The sequence below is a fragment of the Pantoea sp. EEL5 genome (assembly GCF_049892805.1).
Lineage (GTDB): Bacteria > Pseudomonadota > Gammaproteobacteria > Enterobacterales > Enterobacteriaceae > Pantoea > Pantoea ananatis.
On record NZ_JBNDNJ010000007.1, the window covers coordinates 128766 to 154585 of the forward strand.

The following is a 25820-nucleotide window of genomic DNA, read 5'->3' on the forward strand; positions in this document are numbered from 1 at the left end:
TATGGCCATGTTAACCATTGATAACGTCAGTGCGCATTACGGCAAAATTCAGGCCCTGCATGGCGTAAGCCTGCATATCGATCAGGGTGAGATCGTCACGCTGATTGGTGCCAACGGTGCCGGTAAAACCACGCTGCTGGGTACGCTGTGCGGCGAACCGCGTGCCACCAGCGGCACCATTACTTTTGATGGCAAAGCCATTACCGACTGGCAAACGGCGCGCATTATGCGTGAAGCCATTGCCATCGTGCCTGAAGGCCGTCGCGTATTTTCACGTATGACCGTGGAAGAGAATCTGGCGATGGGCGGTTTTTTTGCCAGTCGTCAGCAGTATCTGCAGCGCATCGAACGTGTTTACCAGCTGTTCCCGCGTCTGGCTGAGCGTAAAATTCAGCGGGCAGGCACGATGTCCGGTGGCGAACAGCAGATGCTGGCTATCGGCCGGGCACTGATGAGCCAGCCGCGCCTGTTGTTACTCGATGAGCCTTCTCTGGGCCTGGCGCCGATTATTATTCAGCAAATATTCGATACGATTGAGCAGTTACGCAGCGAAGGCATGACGATTTTCCTGGTCGAGCAAAACGCGAACCAGGCACTGAAACTGGCCGACAGGGGCTACGTACTGGAAAACGGTCACGTGGTGCTGGAGGACAGCGGTGAGGCATTGCTTTCTAACGAGGCCGTGCGCAGCGCGTATCTGGGCGCCTAGCTTTCTGGCCTGACGTTCCTGTCAGGCCAGGATCCGGCAGCGCCCCTCCTCGTACAGGTGTGGGCGCTGTTTCTCAGCGCTGCCTTAGCTGCATTCTTCTGCACTCGCTTGTCGTCATCATGCATTAATCCCGCTTATCCCTGTCATCTTCTGACATTCTGCCGTCATTTTTCCGTCATCTGACTGTTATTTTTCCGTCATTTCCGCGTGTCATGTTACTTCGCGAGCAAAAAATGCGTGATAACGCGCGTACCTACCTGAACAGGAAAATTCTATGTCCGTTGTTACTTTTCGTCGTAGCCTGATGAGCGCACTGCTCGGTCTGGCGATCAGTGGTAATGCACTGGCCGTAACTGAGATCCCTTTCTGGCACTCAATGGAAGGCGAGTTAGGCAAAGAAGTTGACTCACTGGCACAACGTTTTAACCAGGAGCACCCCGACTACAAGATCGTCCCGGTGTATAAAGGGAACTACGAACAGAGTCTGGCGGCAGGTATCGCTGCGGTCCGCACAGGAAAAGCCCCTGCGCTGTTACAGGTTTATGAAGTGGGTACGGCAACCATGATGGCCTCCAAAGCCATCGTGCCGGTGTACCAGGTGTTTAAAGATGCTGGCATCCCAATGGATGAGAAGCAGTTTGTGCCTGCGGTCGCCGGTTACTACAGCAACGCACAAGGCCAGCTGATCTCTCAACCCTTTAACAGCTCTACGCCCGTGCTGTACTACAACAAAGACGCGTTTAAAAAAGCGGGCCTGAATCCGGACCAGCCGCCAAAAACCTGGCAGGAACTGGCAAAGGATGCCGACGCGCTGCGTAAGTCAGGCATGAGCTGCGGCTATGCCAGCGGCTGGCAGGGATGGATCCAGATTGAAAACTTCAGTGCCTGGAACGGTCTGCCGGTGGCGACCAAGAACAATGGTTTCGATGGCACTGATGCCGTGCTGGAGTTCAACAAGCCGGCACAGGTTCGTCATATCCAGCTACTGGAAGATATGAACAAGAAAGGTGACTTCACCTATTTTGGTCGTAAAGATGAATCGACCGCCAAGTTCTACAACGGGGATTGTGGTATGACGACGGCCTCGTCCGGCTCGCTGGCCGACATCCGTCATTATGCCAAATTTAACTACGGCGTAGGCATGATGCCTTACGATGCGGATATCCCGAATGCGCCACAGAACGCGATTATCGGCGGTGCCAGCCTGTGGGTGATGAAGGGCAAAGATGCTAACACCTACAAAGGTGCAGCGGAATTCATGAAATTCCTCACCGAGCCAAAAATTGCGGCGGAATGGCATCAGAAAACCGGCTACCTGCCGATTACCACTGCGGCATATGAGCTGACGAAGAAAGAAGGCTTCTACGATAAAAATCCAGGCGCGGATATCGCCATTCGCCAGATGATGAACAAGCCACCATTGCCTTACACCAAAGGCATGCGTCTGGGGAATATGCCTCAGATCCGTACCATTCTGGATGAAGAGCTGGAAGGCGTCTGGACCGGCAAGCAGTCACCGCAGGCGGCACTGGATAACGCAGTGAAACGCGGTAACGAACTGCTGCGTCGTTTCGAGCAACAGAACAAGTAATCCGGTGTGCAGGCCAGCTCCGGCTGGCCTTTTTTCCCCAAAGTCAGAGAACGTTATGTCTCCATCTCGCCCGGTGTTTCGCAATCGCCTGTTACCCTATTTGCTGGTGCTCCCGCAGCTCCTGATCACCGCTATTTTCTTTGTCTGGCCAGCGGGTGAAGCGCTGTGGTATTCCCTGCAAAACCTGGATCCCTTCGGTATCTCCAGCACCTTTGTCGGGCTGGATAACTTCAAACGGCTGTTTTCCGATAGCCTCTATCTGGATACCTTCTGGACCACGATCAAGTTCAGCGGGATGGTGGCGTTTTTTGGCATGGTATCGTCTTTGCTCCTGGCGGCACTGGTGGACTATGTCGTGCGGCTGCGCAAGCTGTATCAGATGCTGCTGCTGTTGCCCTACGCCGTGGCGCCGGTTATTGCCGCGGTATTATGGATGTTTCTGTTCAGCCCCGGCCTGGGTTTACTCAGCTATCTGCTTAACCACATGGGCTATAACTGGAACTTTGCCCAAAACAGCGGTCAGGCTATGTTTCTGGTGGTGCTGGCCTCGGTGTGGCAACAGATGAGCTACAACTTCCTGTTCTTTTTTGCGGCATTACAGTCAATACCGAAGTCGCTGGTCGAAGCCGCCGCCATTGATGGCGCGGGGCCGGCGCGCCGCTTCTTCTCGATTTCGCTCCCGTTGATCACGCCGGTAAGCTTCTTTCTGCTGGTGGTCAATCTGATCTATGCCTTCTTCGATACCTTCCCGGTGATTGATGCCGCGACAGGCGGTGGTCCGGTTCAGGCAACGACCACGCTTATCTATAAAATTTACCGGGAAGGCTTCACCGGCCTCGATCTCTCCTCTTCAGCCGCGCAGTCCGTGGTGTTAATGCTGCTGGTGATTGGCCTGACGGTCATTCAGTTCCGTTTTGTTGAGCGTAAGGTGCAATACCAATGATTGAAAACCGTCGCGGGCTGGACATATTCAGCCATGTGGTGCTGGTACTGGGCATCCTGACCATTCTGTTTCCGCTCTATGTCGCCTTTGTGGCGGCTACGCTGGATAACGACGCCGTGTATAACGTCCCGATGACGCTGATTCCCGGCACGCACCTGTGGGAAAACATTTCGAACATCTGGACGCGCGGGGTTAACGGCAACGGTCCGGCCTTTAGCGTGATGCTGATGAACAGCGTCATCATGGCGCTGGGTATTACGATTGGCAAAATCCTGGTGTCGATTCTGTCGGCCTTTGCGCTGGTGTGGTTCCGCTTTCCACTGCGTTCGCTGTTCTTTTGGATGATCTTTATTACCCTGATGCTGCCGGTTGAGGTGCGCATTTTCCCGACGGTGCAGGTTATCGCCGATCTTAATCTGCTGGACAGCTACAGCGGGCTGACCCTGCCCCTGATGGCCTCAGCTACCGCCACTTTTCTGTTTCGGCAGTTCTTTATGTCGCTACCGGATGAGTTAATCGAAGCGGCGCGCATTGACGGGGCCAGCGCGATGCGTTTTTTCTGGGACATCGTGCTGCCGCTGTCGAAAACTAACCTGGCGGCGCTGTTCGTGATCACCTTTATCTATGGCTGGAACCAGTATCTCTGGCCGCTGTTAATCATTGATAACGCCAACCTGGGCACTGCCGTGGCCGGCATTAAAAGCATGATCTCCACCAGCGGTTCGCCGACCCAGTGGAACGAAGTGATGGCGGCAATGTTGTTAACCCTGATTCCACCGGTGGTGGTGGTATTTGTTATGCAGCGCGCCTTTGTGCGTGGTCTGGTTGAGAGCGAGAAATAAAGATGGCAGGCGTAACCCTTCAGGCGGTGACCAAGTCTTACGACGGTAAAAATCAGATCATCCAACCGCTCAACGTCACGATCAACGACGGTGAGTTTATGGTGATGGTGGGCCCTTCGGGCTGTGGCAAATCGACGTTGTTGCGTATGGTCGCCGGACTGGAGCGGGTGACCTCTGGCGATATCTATATTGCCGATAAACGTGTCACTCACGAAGAGCCAAAAGACCGCGGCATTGCCATGGTGTTCCAAAACTATGCGCTCTATCCTCATATGTCCGTCGAAGAGAACATGGCTTACGGCCTGAAAATCCGCGGCATGGGTAAAGAACATGTTCGTCAACGTGTGCTGGAAGCCGCACGGAGCCTGGAGCTGGATCACCTGTTGACGCGCCGTCCGCGTGAGTTATCGGGTGGGCAGCGCCAGCGAGTGGCCATGGGCCGCGCTATCGTGCGTGAACCTGCCGTGTTTCTGTTTGATGAGCCCCTCTCTAATCTGGATGCCCGCCTGCGTGTCCAGATGCGCCTGGAGCTTCAGCAGCTGCACCGTCGTCTGCAAACCACCAGCCTGTACGTGACGCACGATCAGGTCGAGGCGATGACGCTGGCACAGCGCGTCATGGTCATGAACAAAGGCATACTGGAGCAGATCGGCACGCCGGTAGAGGTCTATGAACGGCCCGCCAGCCAGTTTGTCGCGTCTTTTATGGGCTCACCAGCCATGAATCTGATCCATGGCAATATCAGCCAGGAGGGGACGCGCTTTACGATTGATGCCTCCCACGGGATAGCCATTGGCGAGGGAAAAGCAAAGTGGGCCAACCGTCCCGTCGTCCTTGGCGTACGACCAGAACATATTCAGATCAGCAGCCAGGCGCAGGGCGGAATTCCGTTCCGGGTGGAAACCCTGGAAATGCTCGGGGCGGATAATCTGGCGCATGGCCGCATCGGTGAGGCACGTTTAGTGGTACGCTTGCCCCACAGCGAGCGCCCTGAAGCAGGCAGTACCTTATGGCTGCATCTGCCCGTGGGGTCGCTACATTTCTTCGATTCAACGCACGGGAAACGTCTGGAATGAGCAAAAAACAGTGGCCTTATCCGCCCATCGTCGCCCATCGGGGTGGAGGAAAGCTGGCACCGGAAAATACACTTGCGGCAATTGATACGGGCGCCAGATATGGTCACCTGATGATTGAATTCGACGCCAAACTGTCGGCCGATGCGCATATTTTCCTGCTGCATGACGATACGTTAGATCGTACCAGCAACGGCTGGGGCGTAGCGGGTGAACTGCCCTGGGACAAGCTGTCACAGCTGGATGCGGGCGGCTGGTTTAGCGATGTGTTTCAGGGGGAAAAGCTGGCCCGGCTGGATGAGGTCGCCGCGCGCTGTCGCCAGCATGGCATGATGGCCAATATCGAAATTAAACCTACAACAGGAACGGATGCAGAAACCGGGCGCGCCATTGCCCAGGCAGCCGCCGCGCTGTGGCAGGGACAAACGCTGCCATTGCTGTCATCATTTTCCTTTGAGGCGCTGGAAGCCGCGATGCAGGCTGAACCTCAGCTACCGCGTGGGCTGTTATCCCATAGCTGGGACACCGCGTGGAAAGCGAAAACCCGCGCGCTCGACTGCACCTCCATTCATCTCAATCATAAGGTGTTAACCGAGGCGCGGGTGGCAGAACTGAAAGAGGCCGATCTGCATATTCTGGTTTATACCGTAAACAGCCCTGACCGGGCCAGAACGCTGTTGAAATGGGGCGTTGATGCCATCTGTACGGACAGCATCGACATCATCGGCCCCGATTTCCGCTAATACTGACTCTGTTGATTCTGCTGCTGGCCCGGCTGCGATTTAATCACTCGCTGCTGGGCACTGTCTCGTTGTTCCTGCAGTTTACGCTGTAAATCCTGATTCTGACGCTGCTGATCCTGTTGCAGTTTGTTCTGTTGTTGCTGCGACTGGTTGAGCATCTGCGTTTGCATGCGCTGCTGGCTAGGGTTATAGCCGGGTTGATTAGGATTGTTGGTGTTATTCAGCATGTTCGCCATGCCGCTTAACGGCAGCAGGGCGGCAAAAACCATAAGCCACTTTTTCATTTTTATCCTCCAGTAAACGACCGGGTGCTGTGTGTGCGTGCCCAAATCGGGTCACGAGGTCGTTATCGTCATTCTATGCACGGGTTCAGATTCCTGCTCCAGGAGTGCACTGAATTTGCGTTAATTCTTGATATTCGACTGTGTTTGTAGTCAGTTACATAAAGAATAAAGAAATGTAAATAAAAGTGGAGAGTGGAAACAACATGATGATGCAAGGCAAACTGCGCCAGCTGGGCTGGTCATTATTGATGAGTTTTACTGTTGTGACCGGGGCGGGTGCCGCGCCGGTTCAGGCACCGCCCGTCTCTTATGGTATCGACAGCGATACGTTTCATCCGGTTAAGGCGCATAACGGTATGGTGGCCTCAGTGGATGCGCTGGCAACCCAGGTCGGCGTTGATATCCTGCGCCAGGGCGGTAACGCGGTGGATGCCGCCGTTGCGGTGGGCTTTGCGCTGGCGGTCACGCATCCGCAGGCGGGCAACCTGGGCGGTGGGGGCTTTATGCTGCTGCGCACGGCATCAGGACAGACCACGGCCATCGATTTCCGTGAAATGGCCCCGGCGGCGGCTTCACGCGATATGTTCCTGGATAAGCAGGGAAATGCCGATAGCAAGCTTTCCCTCACTTCGCACCTGGCCTCAGGTACGCCCGGCACCGTGGCGGGTTTTGCTTTAGCCGTCAATAAATATGGCACGCTGCCGCTCAGCAAGCTGCTGGCGCCTGCTATTAAACTGGCGCGTGACGGTTTTGTCGTCAACGATGCGCTGGCGGATGACCTGAAAACCTACGGTAAGGAAGTGCTGATCACGCATCCCAATAGCAAAGCCATTTTCTATAAGCCCGATGGCACGCCGTGGCAGAAGGGCGACCGTCTGGTGCAAAAAAATCTGGCCCACAGCTTACAACTGATTGCGCAGCAAGGCCCGGATGCCTTCTATAAAGGAAAAATTGCCGATCAAATCGCTGCCGAAATGGCCCAGCATGGCGGGTTAATTAATAAAGCCGATTTAGCAGCCTATCATGCGGTTGAACGTAAGCCCGTCAGCGGCACCTATCGTGGTTATGAGGTGTTTTCCATGCCACCGCCTTCATCGGGCGGCATTCATATCGTGCAGATCCTGAATATCCTGGAAAATTTTGATTTGGGCAAAATGGGCTTCGGCAGCGCGGACGCGATGCAGGTCATGGCGGAAGCGGAGAAGTATGCTTACGCGGACCGTTCCGAATATCTGGGCGATCCGGATTTCGTCAAGGTGCCCTGGCAGGCGCTGACCAGCAAAGCCTATGCGAAGTCACTGGCGCAGCAGATTGATATTGCCAAAGCCCGCCCGTCCAGCGAGATCAAGCCGGGTAAACTGGCCCCTTACGAAAGTAATCAAACTACTCACTTCTCCGTGGTGGACAAAAGTGGCAATGCGGTCGCTGTCACCTACACGCTTAACACCTACTTCGGCAGCGGTATCGTCGCCGGTAACAGCGGCATTCTGATGAATAACCAGATGGATGATTTCTCTGCCAAGCCGGGCACGCCGAATGTTTACGGGTTAGTCGGCGGCGAAGCCAATGCCGTGCAGGCCGGGAAGCGTCCGCTGTCTTCGATGTCACCGACTATCGTGGTGAAAGACGGGAAAACATGGCTGGTAACGGGTAGCCCGGGCGGCAGCCGCATTATCACCACGGTATTGCAGATGGTGGTGAACAGTATTGATTACGGGATGAACGTGGCAGAGGCGACCAACGCGCCGCGCTTCCATCATCAATGGCTGCCCGATCAGCTGCGTGTTGAAAAGGGATTCAGTCCGGATACCTTGCGGTTACTGGAGGCCAAAGGCCAGCATGTGAAAGTGTTGCCGTCGATGGGCAGTACCCAAAGTATTATGATTGGGCCTGACGGTACGCTGTATGGCGCGTCCGATCCGCGCACCGTAGATGACCTGAGCGCAGGTTACTGATGAAAACGGGCAGCCCTTTGGCTGCCCGTAATCTTATGTTTTCAGCCTCGCCATATAATGTGTATCGATCAAGGCACCCTCACGCATGGCGAAGCCTTGCGCGGTGCCTTCAATTCGGAAGCCGAACTTGTGATACAGCGCTATCGCGTTGTCATTGTCGGCAAACACCGTGAGTTCAATGCGCGTAACCTGTAGCCAGTTGTCGCAGAGATCGATCATCGCGGCCATCAGGGCGCTGCCAATCCCGCGACGATGAAACGCCGGATCGACGCCCATCCCCAGGCTGGCACAATGCCGTCGCCGTGCGGCCGTCATTCCCTCAAGCGTAAGTTGCCCAACGACCTGCTCACCGAGACAGGCAACGAGCATATAAACGCCCGCGCGCGGGCTAGTGAGTTTCTGCTCCCACAGCGAGGGGGAAGGATAAGGCAGGTGCAGGGTAGCCGCCTGCGTTTCGGGCTGGCTGTAAAGACGCGTTAATGCGGATGCGTCAGAAGGGATAGCATGACGAATGGTTACCGTGTTCATAGCGCTTATCCTTGTTGGCAGGGTGATAACCCTTTCAACTTCAAGGTATTTACGCATGACGTCAATAAAAGAATGTGCAAAAAGACTTTACAGATGCGAATGATAATGATTATTATTGTCATGCTTTCTCGCGTGTCATCGACACGGTAGAACGCACGACATTGCTCACATTGCTTCCAGTATTATTTAGCCAGCCGGGTGCTGGCTTTTTTTTTGCTACCTCTTCCCGCCAGGCCTCCTTCAGCCCCTTTCAACAACCCGTCATTTAATGTTCATAATTTTTGAACAGAGAGGTGAAGTTTTTCAGCTATCAATCTTTTACGCCGGATACCACACTATAAAAAACAGTGAGGAGATTTGAACATGATCTATTTACGTAAAGCTGAAGAACGCGGTCACGCGAATCACGGCTGGCTGGACAGCTGGCATACCTTTTCCTTTGCCAACTATTACGATGCCAATTTTATGGGCTTTTCGGCGTTACGCGTCATTAACGAAGACGTGATCGATCCGGGTCAGGGCTTTGGTACGCATCCCCATAAAGACATGGAAATTCTGACCTATGTGCTGTCAGGTACCGTTGAACATCAGGACAGCATGGGGAATAAAGAACAGATACCGGCAGGCGAATTCCAGATTATGAGTGCCGGTACGGGCGTGCGTCATTCAGAATATAACGCCAGCCAAACCGAACCCCTGCACCTCTACCAAATCTGGATTATTCCAGAAAGCACAGGGATAGAGCCGCGCTACGCTCAGCGCCGTTTTCCCGACGTACAGGGACGCCAGTATATTCTGACGCCTGATGCCCGTGACGGATCGCTCAAAGTCTGGCAGGACATGACGTTGTCGCGCTGGGTATTTGCGGCGGGCGACAGCGACAGCGTGGTACCCGACGCGGGCCGCCGTATCTGGATCCAGGTGGTGAAGGGCCAGGTCAAGGTAAACGGTCAGCCAGCGACAAACAGCGATGCTTTTGCCATCTGGGACGAAAGCAGCCTGGTGCTCGAAGCAGACAGCGCCGCGGAAGTCCTGCTGTTTGATCTGCCGCCGGTATAAGCCTGTTGGGGCGGGCATATCTCGCCCCACTGGCAATCTGGCTGCAAAAAAGTGATAGACTCGTCGTAACTTGCTTTCAGGGCTATCCAGGCGCTTACGATGAAGAAGAAAAGACCGGTTTTACAGGACGTTGCCGATCGTATCGGTATCACCAAAATGACTGTCAGTCGTTATCTGCGTAATCCCGAGCAGGTGTCCGTTGCGCTGGGGAAAAAGATTGCCGTGGCGCTGGACGAACTGGGATACATACCGAATCGTGCCCCGGATATGCTGTCGAATGCGACCAGCCGCGCCATTGGCGTGTTGCTGCCTTCCCTGACCAATCAGGTTTTTGCCGATGTACTGCGTGGCATTGAAGCCGTCACCGATGAGGCCGGTTATCAGACGCTGGTGGCGCACTTTGGCTATAACCCGGAAAAAGAAGAGCGTCAGCTACGGTCGCTGCTGGGCTGGAACATCGACGGCGTTATCCTGACGGAGCGCACCCACACGCCCGGCACGTTGCGCATGCTGGAAGTGGCGGGGATTCCGGTCATTGAAATGATGGACAGCGTTACCCCTTGTCTTGATATGGCGGTCGGCTTTGACAATGTCGAGGCGGCCCGGCAGATGACGCTGGCAATCATCAATAAAGGTCATCGTCATACCGTTTATCTGGGCGCGCGTCTGGATGAGCGAACGCTGCAAAAACAGCGCGGTTATGAAGCCGCCATGCGCGAGGCCGGATTAACGCCGCGCAGCGTGATGATGGAAGAAGCCTCCTCGTTTAGCGCAGGCGGCGATCTGCTGCGTGAAGCGCAGCGCCGTTATCCTCAGACAGACAGCCTGTTCTGTACCAATGACGATCTGGCGGTCGGCGCGATGTTTGAGTGTCAGCGACAGGGACTCAAGGTGCCTTCCCAAATGGCGATTGCCGGTTTCCACGGCCATGATATTAGCCAGGTTGTCACGCCGCAGCTGGCAACGGTACTCACCCCGCGCGACCGAATGGGACGTGAGTCTGCTGCATTATTACTGGCGCGTATCGCCGGGGAACACAGCGTTACACCACCGCTGGATATCGGTTTTGAGATTCTGGAAGGTGGCAGTATCTGATTAACGCGATTTTATGAAGCAGCTCACACTTTAACGCTTTGGGATGTAAAAAGGTTGCCAGCATGGAATGCCACCAGGACAATGTGCTCCACCATTGTTATCGGTAACATGGTAGACTGACTGAACTTGCCGGAGTAAAAAATGACCACGCAATCTTCGCCACATCACGTTTTTATTCTGATGGGTGTTTCAGGCAGCGGTAAATCCGTTGTCGCTAACCAGGTTTCTCACCAGTTGAACACCGCGTTTCTCGACGGTGATTTTCTTCATCCGCGTGCCAATATCCTGAAAATGGCAGAAGGCCATCCACTGGATGATAACGATCGTCTGCCCTGGTTACAGGCTCTGAACGACGCGGCTTTCGCGATGCAACGCACCCAGGCCATTTCCATCATCGTCTGTTCAGCCCTGAAAAAGCATTACCGCGATATTCTTCGTCAGGGCAATGACAACCTGAGTTTTGTGTATCTGAAAGGGGATTTCGATACCATCGAAGCCCGTCTGAAGGCGCGTAAAGGCCACTTCTTCAAGCCGCAAATGCTGGTGACGCAGTTTGCCACCCTGGAAGAGCCGGGCAGTGATGAAAAAGATGTGCTGGTCGTGGATATCGCGAACCCGCTGGATGAGGTTGTGGCGGCGACGGTTGCGACCATCAAGGACGCCATTAATCAAGGCTAGGCCATGAATACCGCAACACTTATTTTAACCGCAGCAGGCTCTGTCCTGCTGCTGCTCTTTCTGGTGATGAAAGCCCGCATGCATGCCTTTCTTGCCTTGATGCTGGTTTCAGTCGGGGCCGGGCTGTTATCCGGTATGCCACTGGATAACATCGCCGAAACCATGCAGAAAGGCATGGGCGGCACGCTGGGCTTTCTGGCAATTGTGGTGGCGCTGGGCGCGATGTTCGGCAAGATCCTGCATGAAACCGGTGCCGTTGACCAAATTGCGATTCGCATGCTCAAGACCTTTGGCGAAAACCGCGCCCACTTTGCCATGGGAATCGCCGGGCTAATCTGTGCCTTACCGCTCTTCTTTGAAGTTGCCGTGGTACTGCTTATCAGCATTGCTTTCGCCGTCGCCCGACGCACGGGGGATAATCTGGTGAAGCTAGTGATACCGCTGTTTGCCGGTGTGGCTGCCGCCGCGGCCTTTCTGCTGCCGGGGCCTGCGCCCATGTTGCTGGCGTCTCAGATGCACGCAGATTTTGGCTGGATGATTTTAATCGGCCTGTGCGCTGCGCTGCCGGGCATGCTGATTGCCGGGCCGCTGTTTGGTAATTTTATCGCCAGACGCGTTTCGTTCAGCGCGCCTCCTGAAGATCATCAGCCGGATATTGATGAAAACAAGCTGCCCTCTTTTGGTTTTAGCCTGGCGTTAATCCTGTTTCCTCTCGTGCTGGTCGGGTTAAAAACCATTGGCGCACGCTTCACCACGGAAGGCACCGCGCTTTATCAATGGCTGGAATTTATCGGCCATCCTTTTATCGCCATTCTGCTGGCCTGCCTGGTGGCTATTTACGGCCTGGCTTATCGTCAGGGCATGGAAAAAGAGAAAGTGATGCAGATCTGCGGCAGCGCACTGCAGCCAGCAGGCATTATTTTGCTGGTGATTGGTGCGGGCGGCGTCTTTAAACAGGTACTGGTCGATTCCGGCGTAGGGCCTGTGCTGGGAAATGCCCTGACCGGTGCCGGGCTGCCCGTTGCGCTGGCCTGTTTTATTCTGTCTGGGGCGGTCCGGGTGATTCAGGGATCGGCCACGGTCGCCTGCCTGACGACAGTGGGATTGATCATGCCTGTGATTGAGCCACTGCATTATAACGGCGCGCAGCTGGCGGCCTTGTCCATCTGTATCGGTGGCGGTTCCATTATTATCAGCCATGTTAACGATGCAGGTTTCTGGTTGTTTGGGCGATTTACCGGCGCCACGGAAGGGGAAACCTTAAAGACGTGGACATTGATGGAGACCATTTTGGGCACCGTCGGTGCCGTAGTCGGCATGATCGCCTTTACGCTGCTTTCCTGATGCGTTGTAACCGGGCAGGGCTGCCCGGTTACAATCGACCATGGTTACAACTTCAGATACACGCGAATCCCGTCTAAGAACATCTGCGTTGCCAGCATAATCAGTATCAATCCCATCAGACGTTCCAGCGCATTAACGCCCTTATCGCCCAGCAGCCGAAGAAACAGGCCTGACAACAGCAGAATCATGACCGTTACGCCCCAGGCAATGAGCAGGGCACCCACCAGATGAGACATTTGATTGGGATACTGATGCGACAGCAGCATCAGGGTCGCCAGCAATGACGGCCCGGCCACCAGGGGAATCGCCAGCGGCACCAGAAAAGGCTCTTCTCCCGCCGGTAAGCCCGTGCTACTGCTTTCAGGTGACGGGAAAATCATTTTGATGGCGATTAAAAACAGGATGACGCCACCAGATATGGACACGGTTTCAGTACGCAGGTTGAGAAAGGCCAGAATTCGCTCGCCGGTAAACAAAAACAGCAACATGATGATGAGCGCAATCAGCATTTCACGAATAAGCACGACTCGCCGACGTTTCGGTTCCAGATGCTTTAAAACCGACATAAAAATCGGCAAATTGCCTAAGGGATCCATTATTAACAACAATAATATTGTTGCCGAGATCATTTCAGTCATTCGTTTTACGTCTTCTCGTTATAGATAAAGTCAGGTTATTAGCGGTGTTGCTGAAAAAGTTGGCCTGATTACATTAATTCACTTGCCAGAAAAGCTGCATTTTGTAGAGTAAATCATCACAGGCAGATCTGATTATTACGCAGAGTGGCGTGAGAGTACCACGACACTTTTCCCTTCGATAAGAAAGTCAGGTGTTTATCATCCTGAAACGGACATGACATGAAGAATGTAGGTTTAGTTGGTTGGCGCGGTATGGTTGGCTCAGTGCTGATGTCCCGCATGAGCGAAGAACGGGATTTTGATGTGATCAATCCGGTCTTCTTCTCCACCTCGCAGCACGGTGAAGCGGCCCCGACGTTTGCAGGCAAGCAGCAGGGTACGTTGCAGGATGCCTTTGATATCGAGGCGTTGAACGCGCTGGATATCATTATCACCTGTCAGGGCGGTGACTACACCTCTGAGGTCTATCCAAAACTGCGCGCCAGCGGCTGGAATGGCTACTGGATCGATGCGGCGTCAACGCTGCGTATGAAAGACGATGCCATCATTATTCTCGATCCGGTTAACCATCAGGTTATTCGTCAGGGCATCGACAGCGGCGTAAAAACCTTTGTTGGCGGTAACTGCACCGTCAGCCTGATGTTAATGTCGCTAGGCGGTCTGTTTGCACAGGATTTGGTGGAATGGGCCTCAGTGGCAACCTATCAGGCTGCATCCGGCGGCGGCGCGCGTCATATGCGCGAACTGCTGACGCAGATGGGCATGTTGCACGATCACGTGGCGACTTCTCTGCAAAACCCGGCTTCGGCGATTCTGGATATTGAGCGAAGCGTAACGGATTTCACCCGCTCTGGTACGCTGCCAACGGATAACTTTGGCGTGCCGTTGGCGGGCAGCCTGATTCCGTGGATCGACAAGCAACTCGAAAACGGTCAGAGCCGCGAAGAGTGGAAAGGTCAGGCCGAAACGAACAAAATTCTGGCGACCCCGCGCGTCATTCCGGTTGACGGGCTATGCGTCCGCGTGGGCGCGCTGCGCTGCCACAGCCAGGCCTTTACGCTGAAGCTTAAAAAAGACCTGCCGCTGGCGGAAATTGAGCAACTGCTGGCTTCCCACAATGAATGGGTGAAAGTGGTGCCTAACGATCGTGAACTCACCCTGCGTGAACTCACCCCAGCCGCCGTGACCGGTACGCTGAATACACCGGTAGGACGTCTCCGCAAGTTGAATATGGGGCCAGAATATCTTTCTGCCTTTACTGTCGGCGATCAGCTTCTTTGGGGCGCTGCCGAGCCGCTGCGTCGCATGTTGCGTTTGCTCATCGACTAAATCTGAAAGCATCAAAAGACCGGACTTGTCCGGTCTTATTCCCACAAATCACTGCAAATTGTTCTACTGTTACGATCGCTAAGTGATCCGCTTCCCCTTTTTGCCTGTCCAGAAATAAATTTTTGCTTATCTGCTCTTATAACCGCTGTCATCAAGCTATGATTTAACAAGGGTGCGCCGCGAGTTAACTGTTTTACTTTATTAACTAAATGGTTGTTGTAGATGGGAAAGACATTTTTTCGAGGAACGTACTGGCACTGTTTTTCACCGACGTCCATCCAACCGATGAGGCGGATAAATCATATCTGACTGGCAGCGCTTAACCCGCGATGCTGGAGGCTTCGCTCTGCGCTAAAACCCGGCGGCGCCTGAGATACGCGGTGCAGCAGCGGGGCGCTAAAACGTCCTCCTCCCGGCCGGTCTTTCCGAAAAAAAGAACGGCTTAAGCGGAATGGCGGGCTCTTAGCGAAAAGTGGCCGGTTTTTATTAAATAAGATGAAACGTGAATCTGTTATACATTAATATAATTTAATTTTTTGCGGGGCGGTTCGCAAAAATAAAAGGCGGGTGTTCTCTCTTAAAAACGGCCTTACATCAGATGATGTAGGTGATGACTGCCTTTTTTAGCCAGGGCCGGCTTGCACGTGAAAGTAAAAGTTATTTAATGTCTGGAGGCTTGCCGGATGGGCATCTGGCGGTACTACGGGCTTTGCATTGAGCAGACAGGCTTGATGCTAACTGGTTGTGATTTAAGGAGGCGCGTGGTGAGGAGCGTTTCGTTTTGACACCCACGCCGCTGTACTCATGGCTCAATGAAGAGCAGCGCAACAGACCTGCGATAACACGACGTCGTGGTCTTTTCGCCTGCCAACTATCACAGGAAGAAAGTCATGTCAGAGCTACCCGATCGCCAGGCGATCAATGCCCTTTTTGCGGGTAATTATTCCGACCCCTTTTCACTGCTGGGGATGCATAAAACCGAAAATGGTCTTGAAGTGCGTGCGCTGCTTCCGGAAGCCTTGGAAGTCTGGGTCATTGAAACCTCAACAGGACGCAAACTGGTCCAACTGAAGTGTGATGATTCTCGTGGTTTTTTCAGTGGCGTCGTTCCTCGTCGTAAAAATCCGTTTCGCTATCAACTGGCGGTTAACTGGCACGGCCAGCAGAACCTCATTGATGATGCCTACCGCTTTGGCCCTTTGTTGCAAGAGATGGACTTGTGGCTGCTGGCAGAAGGCACGCACCTGCGGCCCTATGAAACGCTGGGCGCCCACGGCGACGTCATTGATGGTGTGATTGGTACGCGTTTTTGTGTCTGGGCACCTAACGCACGCCGCGTATCGGTTGTCGGTGATTTCAACTTTTGGGACGGCCGTCGTCATCCGATGCGTCTGCGTCAGGAAATGGGCGTCTGGGAGCTGTTTGTTCCTGGCGCTGTTAACGGGCAACTCTATAAATTTGAAATCATCGATGCCCATGGACAGCTCCGTATCAAGGCCGATCCTTTAGCGTTTGAAGCACAAATGCGTCCGCAAACCGCATCAATGATTTGCGGCCTACCCGAAAAAGTGGAGATGTCGGCCTCACGCAAAGCGGCAAATGAGTTTGATAAACCCATCTCTATCTACGAAGTGCATCTGGGATCGTGGCGTCGCCATACTGATGACAACTTCTGGCTCAGTTACAAAGAGCTGGCGGAGCAGCTGGTGCCTTACGTTAAAGAGATGGGGTTTACCCATATTGAGCTGCTGCCCATTAACGAACATCCGTTTGACGGCAGTTGGGGTTATCAGCCGCTCGGTATGTATGCGCCCACCCGCCGTTTCGGTACCCGTGATGATTTCCGCTACTTTATCGACAGCGCCCATGCCGCAGGGCTGAATGTGTTACTGGACTGGGTGCCAGGCCATTTCCCGAGCGATGATTTTGGTCTGGCGAAGTTTGATGGCACCGAACTGTATGAGCACAGCGATCCGCGTGAAGGTTACCATCAGGACTGGAATACGCTGATTTACAACTTTGGCCGTCGGGAAGTCAGTAACTTCCTGGCAGGCAATGCACTGTACTGGATGGAGCGCTTCGGTATTGATGGCCTGCGTGTCGATGCGGTGGCTTCAATGATCTATCGTGATTACAGCCGCGCCGAAGGCGAGTGGATCCCCAATCAATACGGTGGTCGCGAAAATCTCGAAGCCATTAATTTCCTGCGCTATACCAACCGTACTTTGGGACACGTCGCCCCAGGTTCAGTGACGATGGCTGAAGAGTCCACAGACTATCCTGGTGTTTCACGACCGCCTGAAGGTGGCGGCCTGGGGTTCTGGTACAAATGGAACCTGGGCTGGATGCATGACACGCTGGACTATATGAAACTCGACCCGGTACATCGCCGCTACCATCATAATCTGATGAGCTTTGGCATCATGTACAACTACAGCGAAAACTTCGTCCTGCCGCTGTCGCACGATGAAGTGGTGCACGGAAAACGCTCTATTCTTGATCGCATGCCGGGAGATGCCTGGCAAAAATTCGCTAACCTGCGTGCCTACTACGGCTGGATGTGGGCGTTTCCGGGTAAGAAGCTGTTATTCATGGGCAACGAATTTGCGCAGGGCAGAGAGTGGAATCACGATGTCAGCCTTGACTGGCACCTGCTTGAAGGTGAGGACAACTGGCATCACGGCGTTCAGCGTCTGGTGCGCGATCTGAACCATACCTATCAGCATTACACCTCCCTGCATCAGCTTGATTTCGATCCAGCGGGGTTTGAGTGGCTGGTTGTTGATGATGCAGAGCATTCCGTCTTTGCGTTTGTACGTCGCGACCGCGATGGCAATGAAGTGATTGTTGTCAGCAACTTTACCCCTGTCCCGCGTCCGGGCTATCGCTTCGGCGTGAACCAGGCGGGCAGCTGGCGCGAAGTGCTTAATACCGACCAGCATGAATACCACGGCAGCGACGTGCGCAATCATCTGGTGCACACCGATCAGCAGGAAAGTCATGGCCGCCCGCAATCGCTGAGCCTGAATTTACCGCCACTGGCGACGGTATGGTTCGTGCGGGAGGGGGAATGATATTACGTGCCGGACATCCCCAACCGCTGGGTGCCAGCTACGATGGGAAAGGGGTCAATTTTACGCTGTTTTCCCATCACGCTGAGCGTGTTGAACTGTGCCTGTTCGATGAGAACGGCCTTGAGCAGCGCGTTGAACTCACTGAGCGAAGCGGCGATATCTGGCACGGCTATCTGCCCGGACTCAAGCCCGGACAGCGTTATGGCTATCGGGTACACGGGCCGTGGGCGCCCCAGCAGGGGCACTTTTTTAATCCTGCCAAACTGTTAATCGATCCCTGCGCCAGAGCAGTGCAGGGCGATGTCCCCGACGATCCGCGCTTTCACTGCGGGTACGGCGAGCCTGATGGTCGTGATAACGCCGCCCTCGCTCCCAAGAGCATTGTCGTGACGGACGATTTCGACTGGCAAGGGGATGTGCCGCCGCGCACGTCGTGGGGCGATAGCGTCATTTACGAAGCGCATGTCCGCGGTCTGACGCAGCTGCATCCCGGCATTCCTGAACCCCTGCGCGGCACCTATGCTGCTCTGGGCCATCCGGTGATGGTGGATTACCTGCTGAAAATGGGCATCACCGCCATTGAGCTCCTGCCCATTGCGCAGTTCGCCAGCGAGCCTCGCCTGCTGCGCCTGGGACTGACTAACTACTGGGGTTATAACCCCTTTGCCCTCTGGGCTGTCGATCCCCGCTATGCATCGGGTCAGGATGGCCTGTCTCCTCTGCAAGAGTTTCAGCAGGCGGTAAAGCGTCTGCACGCTGCCGGGATTGAGGTGCTGCTGGATGTGGTGTTTAACCACACGGCGGAACTGGATGACACCGGACCGACGCTTTCCTTTCGCGGCATTGATAACGCCAGCTATTACTGGCTGGACGAACAGGGCGATTATCACAACTGGACCGGCTGCGGCAATACCCTGAACCTCAACCATCCGCAGGTAATGAACTGGACGCTGGAGGCGCTGCGCTACTGGGTGCGCGTCTGTCACGTCGATGGTTTCCGCTTTGATCTTGCGCCGGTGCTGGGTCGCGAACCGGATTATCACCGCGATGCGGCTCTGTTTGAGGCCATCCGCGCCTGTCCGATACTGTCAAAAGTCAAACTGATCGCCGAGCCCTGGGATATCGGTCCAGGTGGTTATCAGGTAGGCAATTTTCCTGCGCCCTTTGCAGAATGGAACGATCAATTTCGCGATACGACCCGGCGCGCATGGCTGCATGGTGACGTCAGCCTGGGGGAATTTGCCTGCCGGTTTGCCGCCTCAAGCGACCTTTTTCAGCATGACGATTGCAGGCCGCACGCGACCATCAATCTGATTACCGCTCACGATGGTTTTACCCTACGCGACCTCGTGAGTTTCAACAATAAACATAACGAAGTTAACGGTGAAGAAAACCGTGACGGGCACGGTAACAACTATAGCCACAATCATGGTACAGAAGGTCTGGAGAGCAGTGCGGAGGTGGCGCAGCGCCGGCGCCGCAGCATGCAAGGGCTGCTGACCACGCTGCTGCTTTCTCAGGGAACGCCCATGCTGCTGGCGGGAGACGAACGGGGTCAAAGTCAGCAGGGCAATAACAATGCGTATTGCCAGGACAATCCTCTGAGCTGGCTCAACTGGCACGATGACGAAAAAGCGCTGGTCGATTTTACGGCGTCGCTGATTCAACTGCGCAAGCGAATTCCTGCACTCACAGCAGATCGCTGGTGGCAGAACGATGACGGCAATGTCCAGTGGCTGGACGCCCAGGGTAATCCCGTAGATGAAGCTGGCTGGAAGCAGGGCATGTGTAGCCTGCAGATTCTGCTTTCAGACCGCTGGTTAATAACAATAAATGCGACAGATTCGATATGTGATATCGCCTTACCAGACGGAGAATGGCACGTCCTTCCTCCTTTCACCGGGGAATGTCACCCCATCCGGTTAACTGTCTGGCATGGTCCCGCACACGCTGTGTGTGTGTTCCAAAAGCAATGATAAGGAGTCAGACATGGTCAAATTAGAAAGAGCAGAACATCTCATGCTGGCGCGCCAGCTCCCTACACAAACCGTTGCCCTTGTACTGGCTGGTGGACGCGGTACGCGTCTGGTCGATCTTACCGCTAAGCGTGCCAAGCCCGCCGTTCACTTTGGTGGCAAATTCCGCATTATCGACTTTGCACTTTCCAACTGTGTGAACTCAGGGATTCGCCGCATTGGGGTCATTACGCAATACCAGTCTCATACGTTAACTCAACATATTCAGCGTGGTTGGTCTATCTTCAACGAAGAGATGAATGAATTTGTTGACCTGCTACCTGCGCAGCAGCGCTTCTCGACGGAGCAATGGTATCGCGGAACAGCGGATGCAGTAACACAGAACCTTGACGTTATCCGACGCTATGGCGCGCAGTACGTCGTCATCCTGGCCGGTGATCATATCTATAAGATGGATTACTCAAGGATGTTGCTGGACCACGTGCTGAACGATGCGCGATGCACCATCGCCTGTCTGCCCGTGCCGGTGCATGAGGCGACCGCATTTGGTGTGATGGCCGTCGACGAAAACAATAAAGTAATCGATTTCGTAGAGAAGCCGCCGAAGCCACCGACAATGCCGGGCGATGACACCAAATCGCTGGCCAGTATGGGAATTTATGTCTTCGACGCCGAATACCTCTATGGCTTGCTGGAAGCCGACCTGCATGAAGCAGGTTCAAGCCACGATTTCGGCAAAGATATTCTGCCAAAAGTGGTCGCGAGTGGAGAGGGCTACGCCCATTCGTTTGCGATCTCTTGTGTGCAAAACGATCACGAGGCACCGCCCTACTGGCGGGATGTGGGTACGCTGGAAGCCTACTGGCGCGCCAACCTTGATTTAGCCTCTGTTACACCCGAGCTGGACATGTACGACAGCACCTGGCCGATTCGGACGCACATGGAACCTTTGCCACCGGCAAAGTTTGTTCAGGACCGTTCCGGCAGCCATGGTATGACGATGAACTCACTGGTCTCCGGTGGCTGCATTATCTCGGGATCGGTGGTGGTGAATTCGGTCATGTTTTCCCGCGTGCGGGTGAACTCATTTTGCAATATCGATTCAACGGTACTGCTACCTGATGTGGTAGTCGGCCGATCCTGTCGTCTGCGCCGCTGCGTCATTGACCGCGCCTGTGTGCTGCCAGAAGGGATGGTGATTGGTGAAAACCCTGATGAAGACAGCCGCCGGTTTTTCCGTTCAGAAGAAGGCATTGTACTGGTTACGCGCGCCATGCTGGCCAAACTAAATAGCGCGGGATCATAAACGACAAGCGGCACACAACCCATCGGCACGAGGATCGTGCCTGGTAACTTAATGAGGTCGAGGATGCAGGTTTTACATGTCTGTTCAGAACTTTTCCCGCTGCTGAAAACGGGCGGGCTGGCTGATGTAGTCGGAGCATTACCTCAGGCACAAATTGCGGGTGGAACAGATACGCGTGTGTTGTTACCCGCGTTTCCTGCATTACGTAAAGGAATACCCGATACGCAGGTGGTTGCGGAACTGCAAACCTTTGCCGGTCCGGTGCGCCTGCTTTTTGGGCGATTCGATGGGGTAGGTATCTATCTTATCGACGCTCCCGATCTCTACGATCGGCCGGGCAGTCCTTATCATGATGAATCGCAGTTTGCCTACGTCGACAACTATTTGCGCTTTGCTTTACTGGGATGGATGGGCTGTGAGTTAGGCTGCGGGCTGGATAGCTACTGGCGACCGGATATTGTTCATGCACACGACTGGCATGCGGGCCTGACGTGTGCTTATCTGGAGGCGCGTGGCCGTCCGGCTAAGTCTGTCTTCACCGTGCACAACCTGGCTTATCAGGGGCTTTTTTCGGCGCACCATTTGGATCAGATTCAGCTGCCACAATCGTTTTTTAACATGTTTGGTCTGGAGTTCTTTGGCCAGATCTCTTACCTGAAGGCCGGCTTGTTCTACGCCGACCACGTGACGGCAGTCAGCCCAACTTACGCGCGTGAAATTACGACGCCAGAGTACGGCTATGGCATGGAAACGTTGCTGGCACAGCGTATGCGTGAAGGTCGCCTGAGCGGCGTTCTGAACGGCGTGGACCCGGCTATTTGGGATCCTTCTCACGATCTGTTGCTGAGCTCCCGCTACAACCGGGATACGCTGGAAGCTAAAGCGGAAAACAAGCGCCAGCTGCAGGTTGCGATGGGACTGAAGGTTGACGATAAAGCACCGGTGTTTGCCGTGATCAGCCGCCTGACCCGGCAAAAAGGGCTGGATCTGGTGCTGGAAGCGCTGCCGGGTTTACTGGCGCAGGGCGGACAGCTGGTGCTGTTAGGACAGGGTGATGCTGAGCTGCAGCAGGGCTTTCTGGCCGCCGCCGCCGAACATCCCGGCAGCGTGGGCGTGCAGATTGGCTACCACGAGGCATTCTCGCATCGCATCGTTGGTGGGGCCGATGTCATTATGGTACCGAGCCGTTTTGAGCCTTGCGGCCTGACACAGCTCTATGGACTGAAATACGGCACGCTGCCACTGGTCCGCCGCACGGGCGGGCTGGCGGATACGGTCAACGACAGTTCGCTAGAAAATTTAGCGGATGGCATTGCCAGTGGGTTCAGTTTCGAAGACAGTAATGCCTGGTCCTTATTAAGGGCCATTCGTCGTGCTTTTGTGTTGTGGTCTCGTCCTTCACTGTGGCGTTATGTGCAGCGTCAGGCGATGGGAATGGACTTTAGCTGGCAGGTTGCCGCTCAAGCCTACCGCGATCTTTACCAACGTTTGTTGTAACGGATTGGGAAACAGAAAATGAATACACCATTCACTTACGCTTCACCTACGTTGACGGTTGATGCCTTAAAGCACTCAATCGCTTACAAACTGATGTTCACCATTGGTAAAGACCCTTCGATTGCGAACAAACATGAATGGCTCAACGCCGCGTTGCTTGCCGTGCGCGATCGCATGGTAGAGCGCTGGCTGCGTTCTAATCGTGCTCAACTTTCCCAGGATGTGCGTCAGGTTTATTACCTGTCGATGGAATTCCTGATGGGCCGCACGTTGGGCAATGCGCTACTGGCCATGGGGATCTACGACGATCTCAATCTGGCACTGGACGAAATGGGCCTCGATCTGGCCGAACTCATGGAAGAAGAGAACGATCCCGGCCTGGGCAACGGGGGTTTAGGCCGTCTTGCCGCCTGCTTCCTGGATTCTCTGGCTACGCTGGGCATGCCCGGACGCGGCTACGGCATCCGCTATGATTACGGCATGTTCAAACAAAATATTGTGGACGGCGAGCAGAAAGAGTCTCCGGATTACTGGCTGGAATACGGTAACCCGTGGGAGTTTCAGCGCTTCAACACCCGTTATAAAGTTCGCTTCGGTGGCCGCGTTCAGCACGAAGGTGCAAAAGTGCGCTGGCTGGAAACCGAAGAAATTCTCGCCATGGCCTACGATCAAATTATCCCTGGCTACGACACTGACTCGACCAATACGTTACGTTTGTGGGGCGCGCAGGCCAGTAACGAAATCAACCTGGGTAAATTCAACCAGGGTGACTATTTTGCGGCTGTGGAAGATAAAAACCACTCAGAAAACGTGTCGCGCGTGCTTTATCCCGATGACTCGACCTATTCCGGGCGTGAGCTTCGTTTGCGTCAGGAGTACTTCCTGGTGTCAGCTACCGTGCAGGATATCCTGAATCGCCACTGGATGATGCACCGCACCTGGAACAATCTGGCTGATAAAATCGCCATTCACCTTAATGACACACATCCGGTGTTAGCGATTCCTGAGCTGATGCGGTTGTTGATTGATGAGCATAAATTCACCTGGGATGATGCGTTTGATGTGTGCTGCCAGGTGTTCTCTTACACCAACCACACGTTAATGACTGAAGCCCTGGAAACCTGGCCGGTAGATATGATCGGTAAGATCCTGCCGCGTCATCTGAGCATCATCTTTGAAATCAACGATTTTTTCCTTAAAACGATTCAGGAATACTATCCAGACGACTGGGATCTGCTGTCGCGTATTTCGATCATCGACGAGAACGACGGGCGTCGGGTACGTATGGCCTGGCTGGCTGTTGTTGTCAGTCATAAGGTTAACGGCGTTTCTGAACTGCACTCTAACCTGATGGTTCAGTCCCTGTTTGCCGATTTCTCGCGGCTGTTCCCAGGCCGATTCTGTAACAAAACCAACGGCGTAACGCCACGTCGCTGGCTGGCGCTGGCTAATCCGCCACTGTCAGAATTGCTGGACGAACAAATTGGCCGTAACTGGCGCACCGATCTAAGCCAGCTCAGTGAACTCAAAAGCTGTGTTGATTATCCTGCGTTTATTGAGAAAGTGGCCGAAGCCAAGCTGGAAAACAAAAAACGTCTGGCGATCTGGGTGGCGAAGAATCTGGATGTCGTTATCGATCCTAACGCGCTGTTTGACGTACAGATTAAGCGCATCCATGAGTACAAGCGCCAGTTGCTTAACGTTTTGCACGTGATTACGCGCTACAACCGCATCAAAGCCGATCCGGACGCCGAGTGGGTGCCGCGTGTTAACATTTTTGCAGGTAAAGCCGCGTCCGCTTACTACGTTGCCAAGCACATTATTCATCTGATTAACGATGTGGCTAAGGTCATCAACAACGATCCTCAGGTTAAAAACAAACTCAAGGTCGTATTTATTCCTAACTACAGCGTGAGTCTGGCGCAGATTATTATTCCTGCTGCCGATCTCTCTGAGCAGATTTCAACGGCAGGTACCGAAGCATCGGGTACCAGTAATATGAAATTTGCGCTCAACGGCGCGTTGACTATCGGCACGCTGGACGGGGCCAACGTTGAAATGCTGGAGCATGTGGGTAAAGAGAACATCTTCATTTTTGGTAACACAACGCCGCAGGTCGAAGCCTTGCGTAAAGCAGGTTATAACCCGCGTAAATACTATGAAGAAGATGCAGAGTTGCATCAGGTGCTGACTCAGTTGGCCTCAGGCGTCTTTAGTCCGCAGGATCCCGGCCGTTACCGTAATCTGTTCGACCTGCTGGTCAACTTCGGCGATCACTATCAGCTGTTGGCAGATTACCGCAGCTATGTGGATACGCAGGATAAGGTTGATGAACTGTATCGCCAGCCGGATGTCTGGCAGCACCGGGCGGCTATGAACATTGCTGGCATGGGCTATTTCTCGTCTGACCGTACGATTCAGGAATATGCGGATGAGATTTGGAATATTTCGCCGGTAAGGTTGTAGTTTGGCGGTAACGTTTCTGCTCTGAGCAGGTTCCCCCCGCAACGGTTGTGCACCTGGCAGGTGTGGGGGCACGGTCTTGCATTGAGCAGGTTCCGCCCGCCAGGCGCCGGGGAGTTTCAGCCTGTCCGTGCAGGCGGTCGGGTTAAGGGGCTCGCGCCAGCCCCTTAACAATCCCGGCGTCCGGCAGCAGCAGCCGCTGTACCTTCGTCACTCACTGCGGCCTGACGGACCGTCCGGATGCGCCATCCCTGGCGCAGCCGTCCTCGTCGCGGCTTCCGTGCCGCGACGTCCTGGCCTTCGTTCTCTCCTCAGCGCGGCGGATGCCTTCTGAAAACCCCCGCCTGTGAGGGCTTATTCCTCATTGGGTTTGGCTCTGCCTGTGAGGCGGTGAGCATACCGTTATGCTCTGAGCAGGTTCCGCCCGCCAGGCACCGGGGAGTTTCAGCCTGTCCGTGCAGGCGGTCGGGTTAAGGGGCTCGCGCCAGCCCCTTAACAATCCCGGCGTCCGGCAGCCGCCGCTGTACCTTCGTCACTCACTGCGGCCTGACGGACCGTCCGGATGCGCCATCCCTGGCGCAGCCGTCCTCGTCGCGGCTTCCGTGCCGCGCCGTCCTGGCCTCCGTTCTCTCCTCAGCGCGGCGTATGCCTCCGGAAAACCCCTGCCTGTGAGGGCTTATTCATCATTGGGTT

20 protein-coding genes are annotated in these 25820 nt (G+C 54.5%); 17 read left to right on the forward strand and 3 right to left on the reverse strand.

Translation table 11 applies throughout. The features are described 5' to 3' along the window. Position 1: 1 nt before the first annotated feature. From livF to ugpQ, 6 genes are all read left to right on the forward strand, one after another. Entirely contained in the window at positions 2 to 709 is a 708-nt protein-coding gene (gene livF, locus ACPXSQ_RS20425) for a high-affinity branched-chain amino acid ABC transporter ATP-binding protein LivF (RefSeq protein ID WP_013027553.1), read from the forward strand. Between the two features lie 274 nt (positions 710 to 983). Beyond that, positions 984 to 2300, forward strand: coding sequence for a sn-glycerol-3-phosphate ABC transporter substrate-binding protein UgpB (gene ugpB / locus ACPXSQ_RS20430; protein WP_013027552.1), 1317 nt, complete (start codon positions 984 to 986; stop codon positions 2298 to 2300). Positions 2301 to 2355: 55 nt separating this feature from the next. Beyond that, positions 2356 to 3243, forward strand: coding sequence for a sn-glycerol-3-phosphate ABC transporter permease UgpA (gene ugpA, locus ACPXSQ_RS20435; protein ID WP_112900593.1), 888 nt, complete (start codon positions 2356 to 2358; stop codon positions 3241 to 3243). Next, positions 3240 to 4085, forward strand: coding sequence for a sn-glycerol-3-phosphate ABC transporter permease UgpE (ugpE, locus tag ACPXSQ_RS20440; RefSeq protein ID WP_013027550.1), 846 nt, complete (start codon positions 3240 to 3242; stop codon positions 4083 to 4085). Before ugpA ends, ugpE begins: the two co-directional genes overlap by 4 nt. 2 nt (positions 4086 to 4087) lie before the next feature. Further along, a complete protein-coding gene (locus ACPXSQ_RS20445; protein ID WP_105087918.1) occupies positions 4088 to 5161 on the forward strand; it encodes a sn-glycerol-3-phosphate import ATP-binding protein UgpC in 1074 nt (357 codons plus the stop codon). Beyond that, positions 5158 to 5901, forward strand: a complete 744-nt coding sequence (gene ugpQ / locus ACPXSQ_RS20450; RefSeq protein ID WP_014594802.1) for a glycerophosphodiester phosphodiesterase — start codon at positions 5158 to 5160, stop codon at positions 5899 to 5901. The genes ACPXSQ_RS20445 and ugpQ overlap by 4 nt, the downstream gene beginning before the upstream one ends. Here the strand turns inward: ugpQ and ACPXSQ_RS20455 are convergent. Then, a complete protein-coding gene (locus ACPXSQ_RS20455) occupies positions 5898 to 6185 on the reverse strand; it encodes a DUF2756 domain-containing protein (protein WP_014604833.1) in 288 nt (95 codons plus the stop codon). The genes ugpQ and ACPXSQ_RS20455 overlap by 4 nt on opposite strands. 203 nt (positions 6186 to 6388) lie before the next feature. Here ACPXSQ_RS20455 and ggt point away from each other — a divergent pair, with 203 nt between their 5' ends. After that, a complete protein-coding gene (gene ggt, locus ACPXSQ_RS20460; protein WP_014604834.1) occupies positions 6389 to 8140 on the forward strand; it encodes a gamma-glutamyltransferase in 1752 nt (583 codons plus the stop codon). Between the two features lie 33 nt (positions 8141 to 8173). Here ggt and ACPXSQ_RS20465 read toward each other — a convergent pair whose 3' ends face one another. Then, entirely contained in the window at positions 8174 to 8668 is a 495-nt protein-coding gene (locus ACPXSQ_RS20465) for a GNAT family N-acetyltransferase (RefSeq protein ID WP_210453370.1), read from the reverse strand. 363 nt (positions 8669 to 9031) lie between these two features. Between ACPXSQ_RS20465 and ACPXSQ_RS20470 the strand changes: the two genes are divergently transcribed. From ACPXSQ_RS20470 to gntU, 4 genes are all read left to right on the forward strand, one after another. Beyond that, entirely contained in the window at positions 9032 to 9727 is a 696-nt protein-coding gene (locus ACPXSQ_RS20470; RefSeq protein ID WP_014594800.1) for a pirin family protein, read from the forward strand. A 99-nt stretch (positions 9728 to 9826) separates the two neighbouring features. Then, on the forward strand, positions 9827 to 10822 hold the full coding sequence (gntR, locus tag ACPXSQ_RS20475) for a gluconate operon transcriptional repressor GntR (protein WP_013027543.1): 996 nt from the start codon (positions 9827 to 9829) through the stop codon (positions 10820 to 10822). A 141-nt stretch (positions 10823 to 10963) separates the two neighbouring features. Further along, positions 10964 to 11500, forward strand: a complete 537-nt coding sequence (gene gntK / locus ACPXSQ_RS20480; protein WP_013027542.1) for a gluconokinase — start codon at positions 10964 to 10966, stop codon at positions 11498 to 11500. 3 nt (positions 11501 to 11503) lie between these two features. Continuing rightward, positions 11504 to 12844: a gluconate transporter gene (gntU, locus tag ACPXSQ_RS20485; protein ID WP_013027541.1), complete on the forward strand. Its 1341-nt coding sequence runs from the start codon at positions 11504 to 11506 to the stop codon at positions 12842 to 12844. 44 nt (positions 12845 to 12888) lie between these two features. On the opposite strand, the gene ACPXSQ_RS20490 is transcribed toward gntU, so the two are convergent. After that, entirely contained in the window at positions 12889 to 13482 is a 594-nt protein-coding gene (locus ACPXSQ_RS20490) for a YhgN family NAAT transporter (protein ID WP_006121032.1), read from the reverse strand. A 219-nt stretch (positions 13483 to 13701) separates the two neighbouring features. On the opposite strand from ACPXSQ_RS20490, the gene asd reads away from it, so the two are divergent. The 6 genes from asd to glgP all read left to right on the forward strand — a co-directional run bounded on the left by asd (position 13702) and on the right by glgP (position 25130). Beyond that, positions 13702 to 14811 (forward strand): aspartate-semialdehyde dehydrogenase, encoded by a 1110-nt coding sequence (asd, locus tag ACPXSQ_RS20495; RefSeq protein WP_014594799.1) that lies wholly within the window; start codon positions 13702 to 13704, stop codon positions 14809 to 14811. A gap of 890 nt (positions 14812 to 15701) precedes the next feature. Continuing rightward, positions 15702 to 17885, forward strand: a complete 2184-nt coding sequence (gene glgB / locus ACPXSQ_RS20500; protein WP_014594798.1) for a 1,4-alpha-glucan branching enzyme — start codon at positions 15702 to 15704, stop codon at positions 17883 to 17885. After that, entirely contained in the window at positions 17882 to 19861 is a 1980-nt protein-coding gene (glgX, locus tag ACPXSQ_RS20505; RefSeq protein ID WP_426144262.1) for a glycogen debranching protein GlgX, read from the forward strand. The genes glgB and glgX overlap by 4 nt, the downstream gene beginning before the upstream one ends. A 13-nt stretch (positions 19862 to 19874) precedes the next feature. Beyond that, positions 19875 to 21167, forward strand: a complete 1293-nt coding sequence (glgC, locus tag ACPXSQ_RS20510; RefSeq protein WP_014604839.1) for a glucose-1-phosphate adenylyltransferase — start codon at positions 19875 to 19877, stop codon at positions 21165 to 21167. 63 nt (positions 21168 to 21230) lie between these two features. Beyond that, entirely contained in the window at positions 21231 to 22664 is a 1434-nt protein-coding gene (gene glgA / locus ACPXSQ_RS20515; RefSeq protein ID WP_014604840.1) for a glycogen synthase GlgA, read from the forward strand. A gap of 18 nt (positions 22665 to 22682) precedes the next feature. After that, positions 22683 to 25130, forward strand: a complete 2448-nt coding sequence (glgP, locus tag ACPXSQ_RS20520; protein WP_013027535.1) for a glycogen phosphorylase — start codon at positions 22683 to 22685, stop codon at positions 25128 to 25130. The last annotated feature ends 690 nt before the right edge of the window (positions 25131 to 25820 follow it).

Bases quoted from the DNA above. Each gene is read 5' to 3' on its own strand.
- livF (WP_013027553.1), top strand. From the start codon at position 2: ATGGCCATGTTAACCATTGATAACGTCAGTGCGCATTACGGCAAAATT.
- ugpB (WP_013027552.1), top strand. From the start codon at position 984: ATGTCCGTTGTTACTTTTCGTCGTAGCCTGATGAGCGCACTGCTCGGT.
- ugpA (WP_112900593.1), top strand. From the start codon at position 2,356: ATGTCTCCATCTCGCCCGGTGTTTCGCAATCGCCTGTTACCCTATTTG.
- ugpE (WP_013027550.1), top strand. From the start codon at position 3,240: ATGATTGAAAACCGTCGCGGGCTGGACATATTCAGCCATGTGGTGCTG.
- ACPXSQ_RS20445 (WP_105087918.1), top strand. From the start codon at position 4,088: ATGGCAGGCGTAACCCTTCAGGCGGTGACCAAGTCTTACGACGGTAAA.
- ugpQ (WP_014594802.1), top strand. From the start codon at position 5,158: ATGAGCAAAAAACAGTGGCCTTATCCGCCCATCGTCGCCCATCGGGGT.
- ACPXSQ_RS20455 (WP_014604833.1), bottom strand. From the start codon at position 6,185: ATGAAAAAGTGGCTTATGGTTTTTGCCGCCCTGCTGCCGTTAAGCGGC.
- ggt (WP_014604834.1), top strand. From the start codon at position 6,389: ATGATGATGCAAGGCAAACTGCGCCAGCTGGGCTGGTCATTATTGATG.
- ACPXSQ_RS20465 (WP_210453370.1), bottom strand. From the start codon at position 8,668: ATGAACACGGTAACCATTCGTCATGCTATCCCTTCTGACGCATCCGCA.
- ACPXSQ_RS20470 (WP_014594800.1), top strand. From the start codon at position 9,032: ATGATCTATTTACGTAAAGCTGAAGAACGCGGTCACGCGAATCACGGC.
- gntR (WP_013027543.1), top strand. From the start codon at position 9,827: ATGAAGAAGAAAAGACCGGTTTTACAGGACGTTGCCGATCGTATCGGT.
- gntK (WP_013027542.1), top strand. From the start codon at position 10,964: ATGACCACGCAATCTTCGCCACATCACGTTTTTATTCTGATGGGTGTT.
- gntU (WP_013027541.1), top strand. From the start codon at position 11,504: ATGAATACCGCAACACTTATTTTAACCGCAGCAGGCTCTGTCCTGCTG.
- ACPXSQ_RS20490 (WP_006121032.1), bottom strand. From the start codon at position 13,482: ATGACTGAAATGATCTCGGCAACAATATTATTGTTGTTAATAATGGAT.
- asd (WP_014594799.1), top strand. From the start codon at position 13,702: ATGAAGAATGTAGGTTTAGTTGGTTGGCGCGGTATGGTTGGCTCAGTG.
- glgB (WP_014594798.1), top strand. From the start codon at position 15,702: ATGTCAGAGCTACCCGATCGCCAGGCGATCAATGCCCTTTTTGCGGGT.
- glgX (WP_426144262.1), top strand. From the start codon at position 17,882: ATGATATTACGTGCCGGACATCCCCAACCGCTGGGTGCCAGCTACGAT.
- glgC (WP_014604839.1), top strand. From the start codon at position 19,875: ATGGTCAAATTAGAAAGAGCAGAACATCTCATGCTGGCGCGCCAGCTC.
- glgA (WP_014604840.1), top strand. From the start codon at position 21,231: ATGCAGGTTTTACATGTCTGTTCAGAACTTTTCCCGCTGCTGAAAACG.
- glgP (WP_013027535.1), top strand. From the start codon at position 22,683: ATGAATACACCATTCACTTACGCTTCACCTACGTTGACGGTTGATGCC.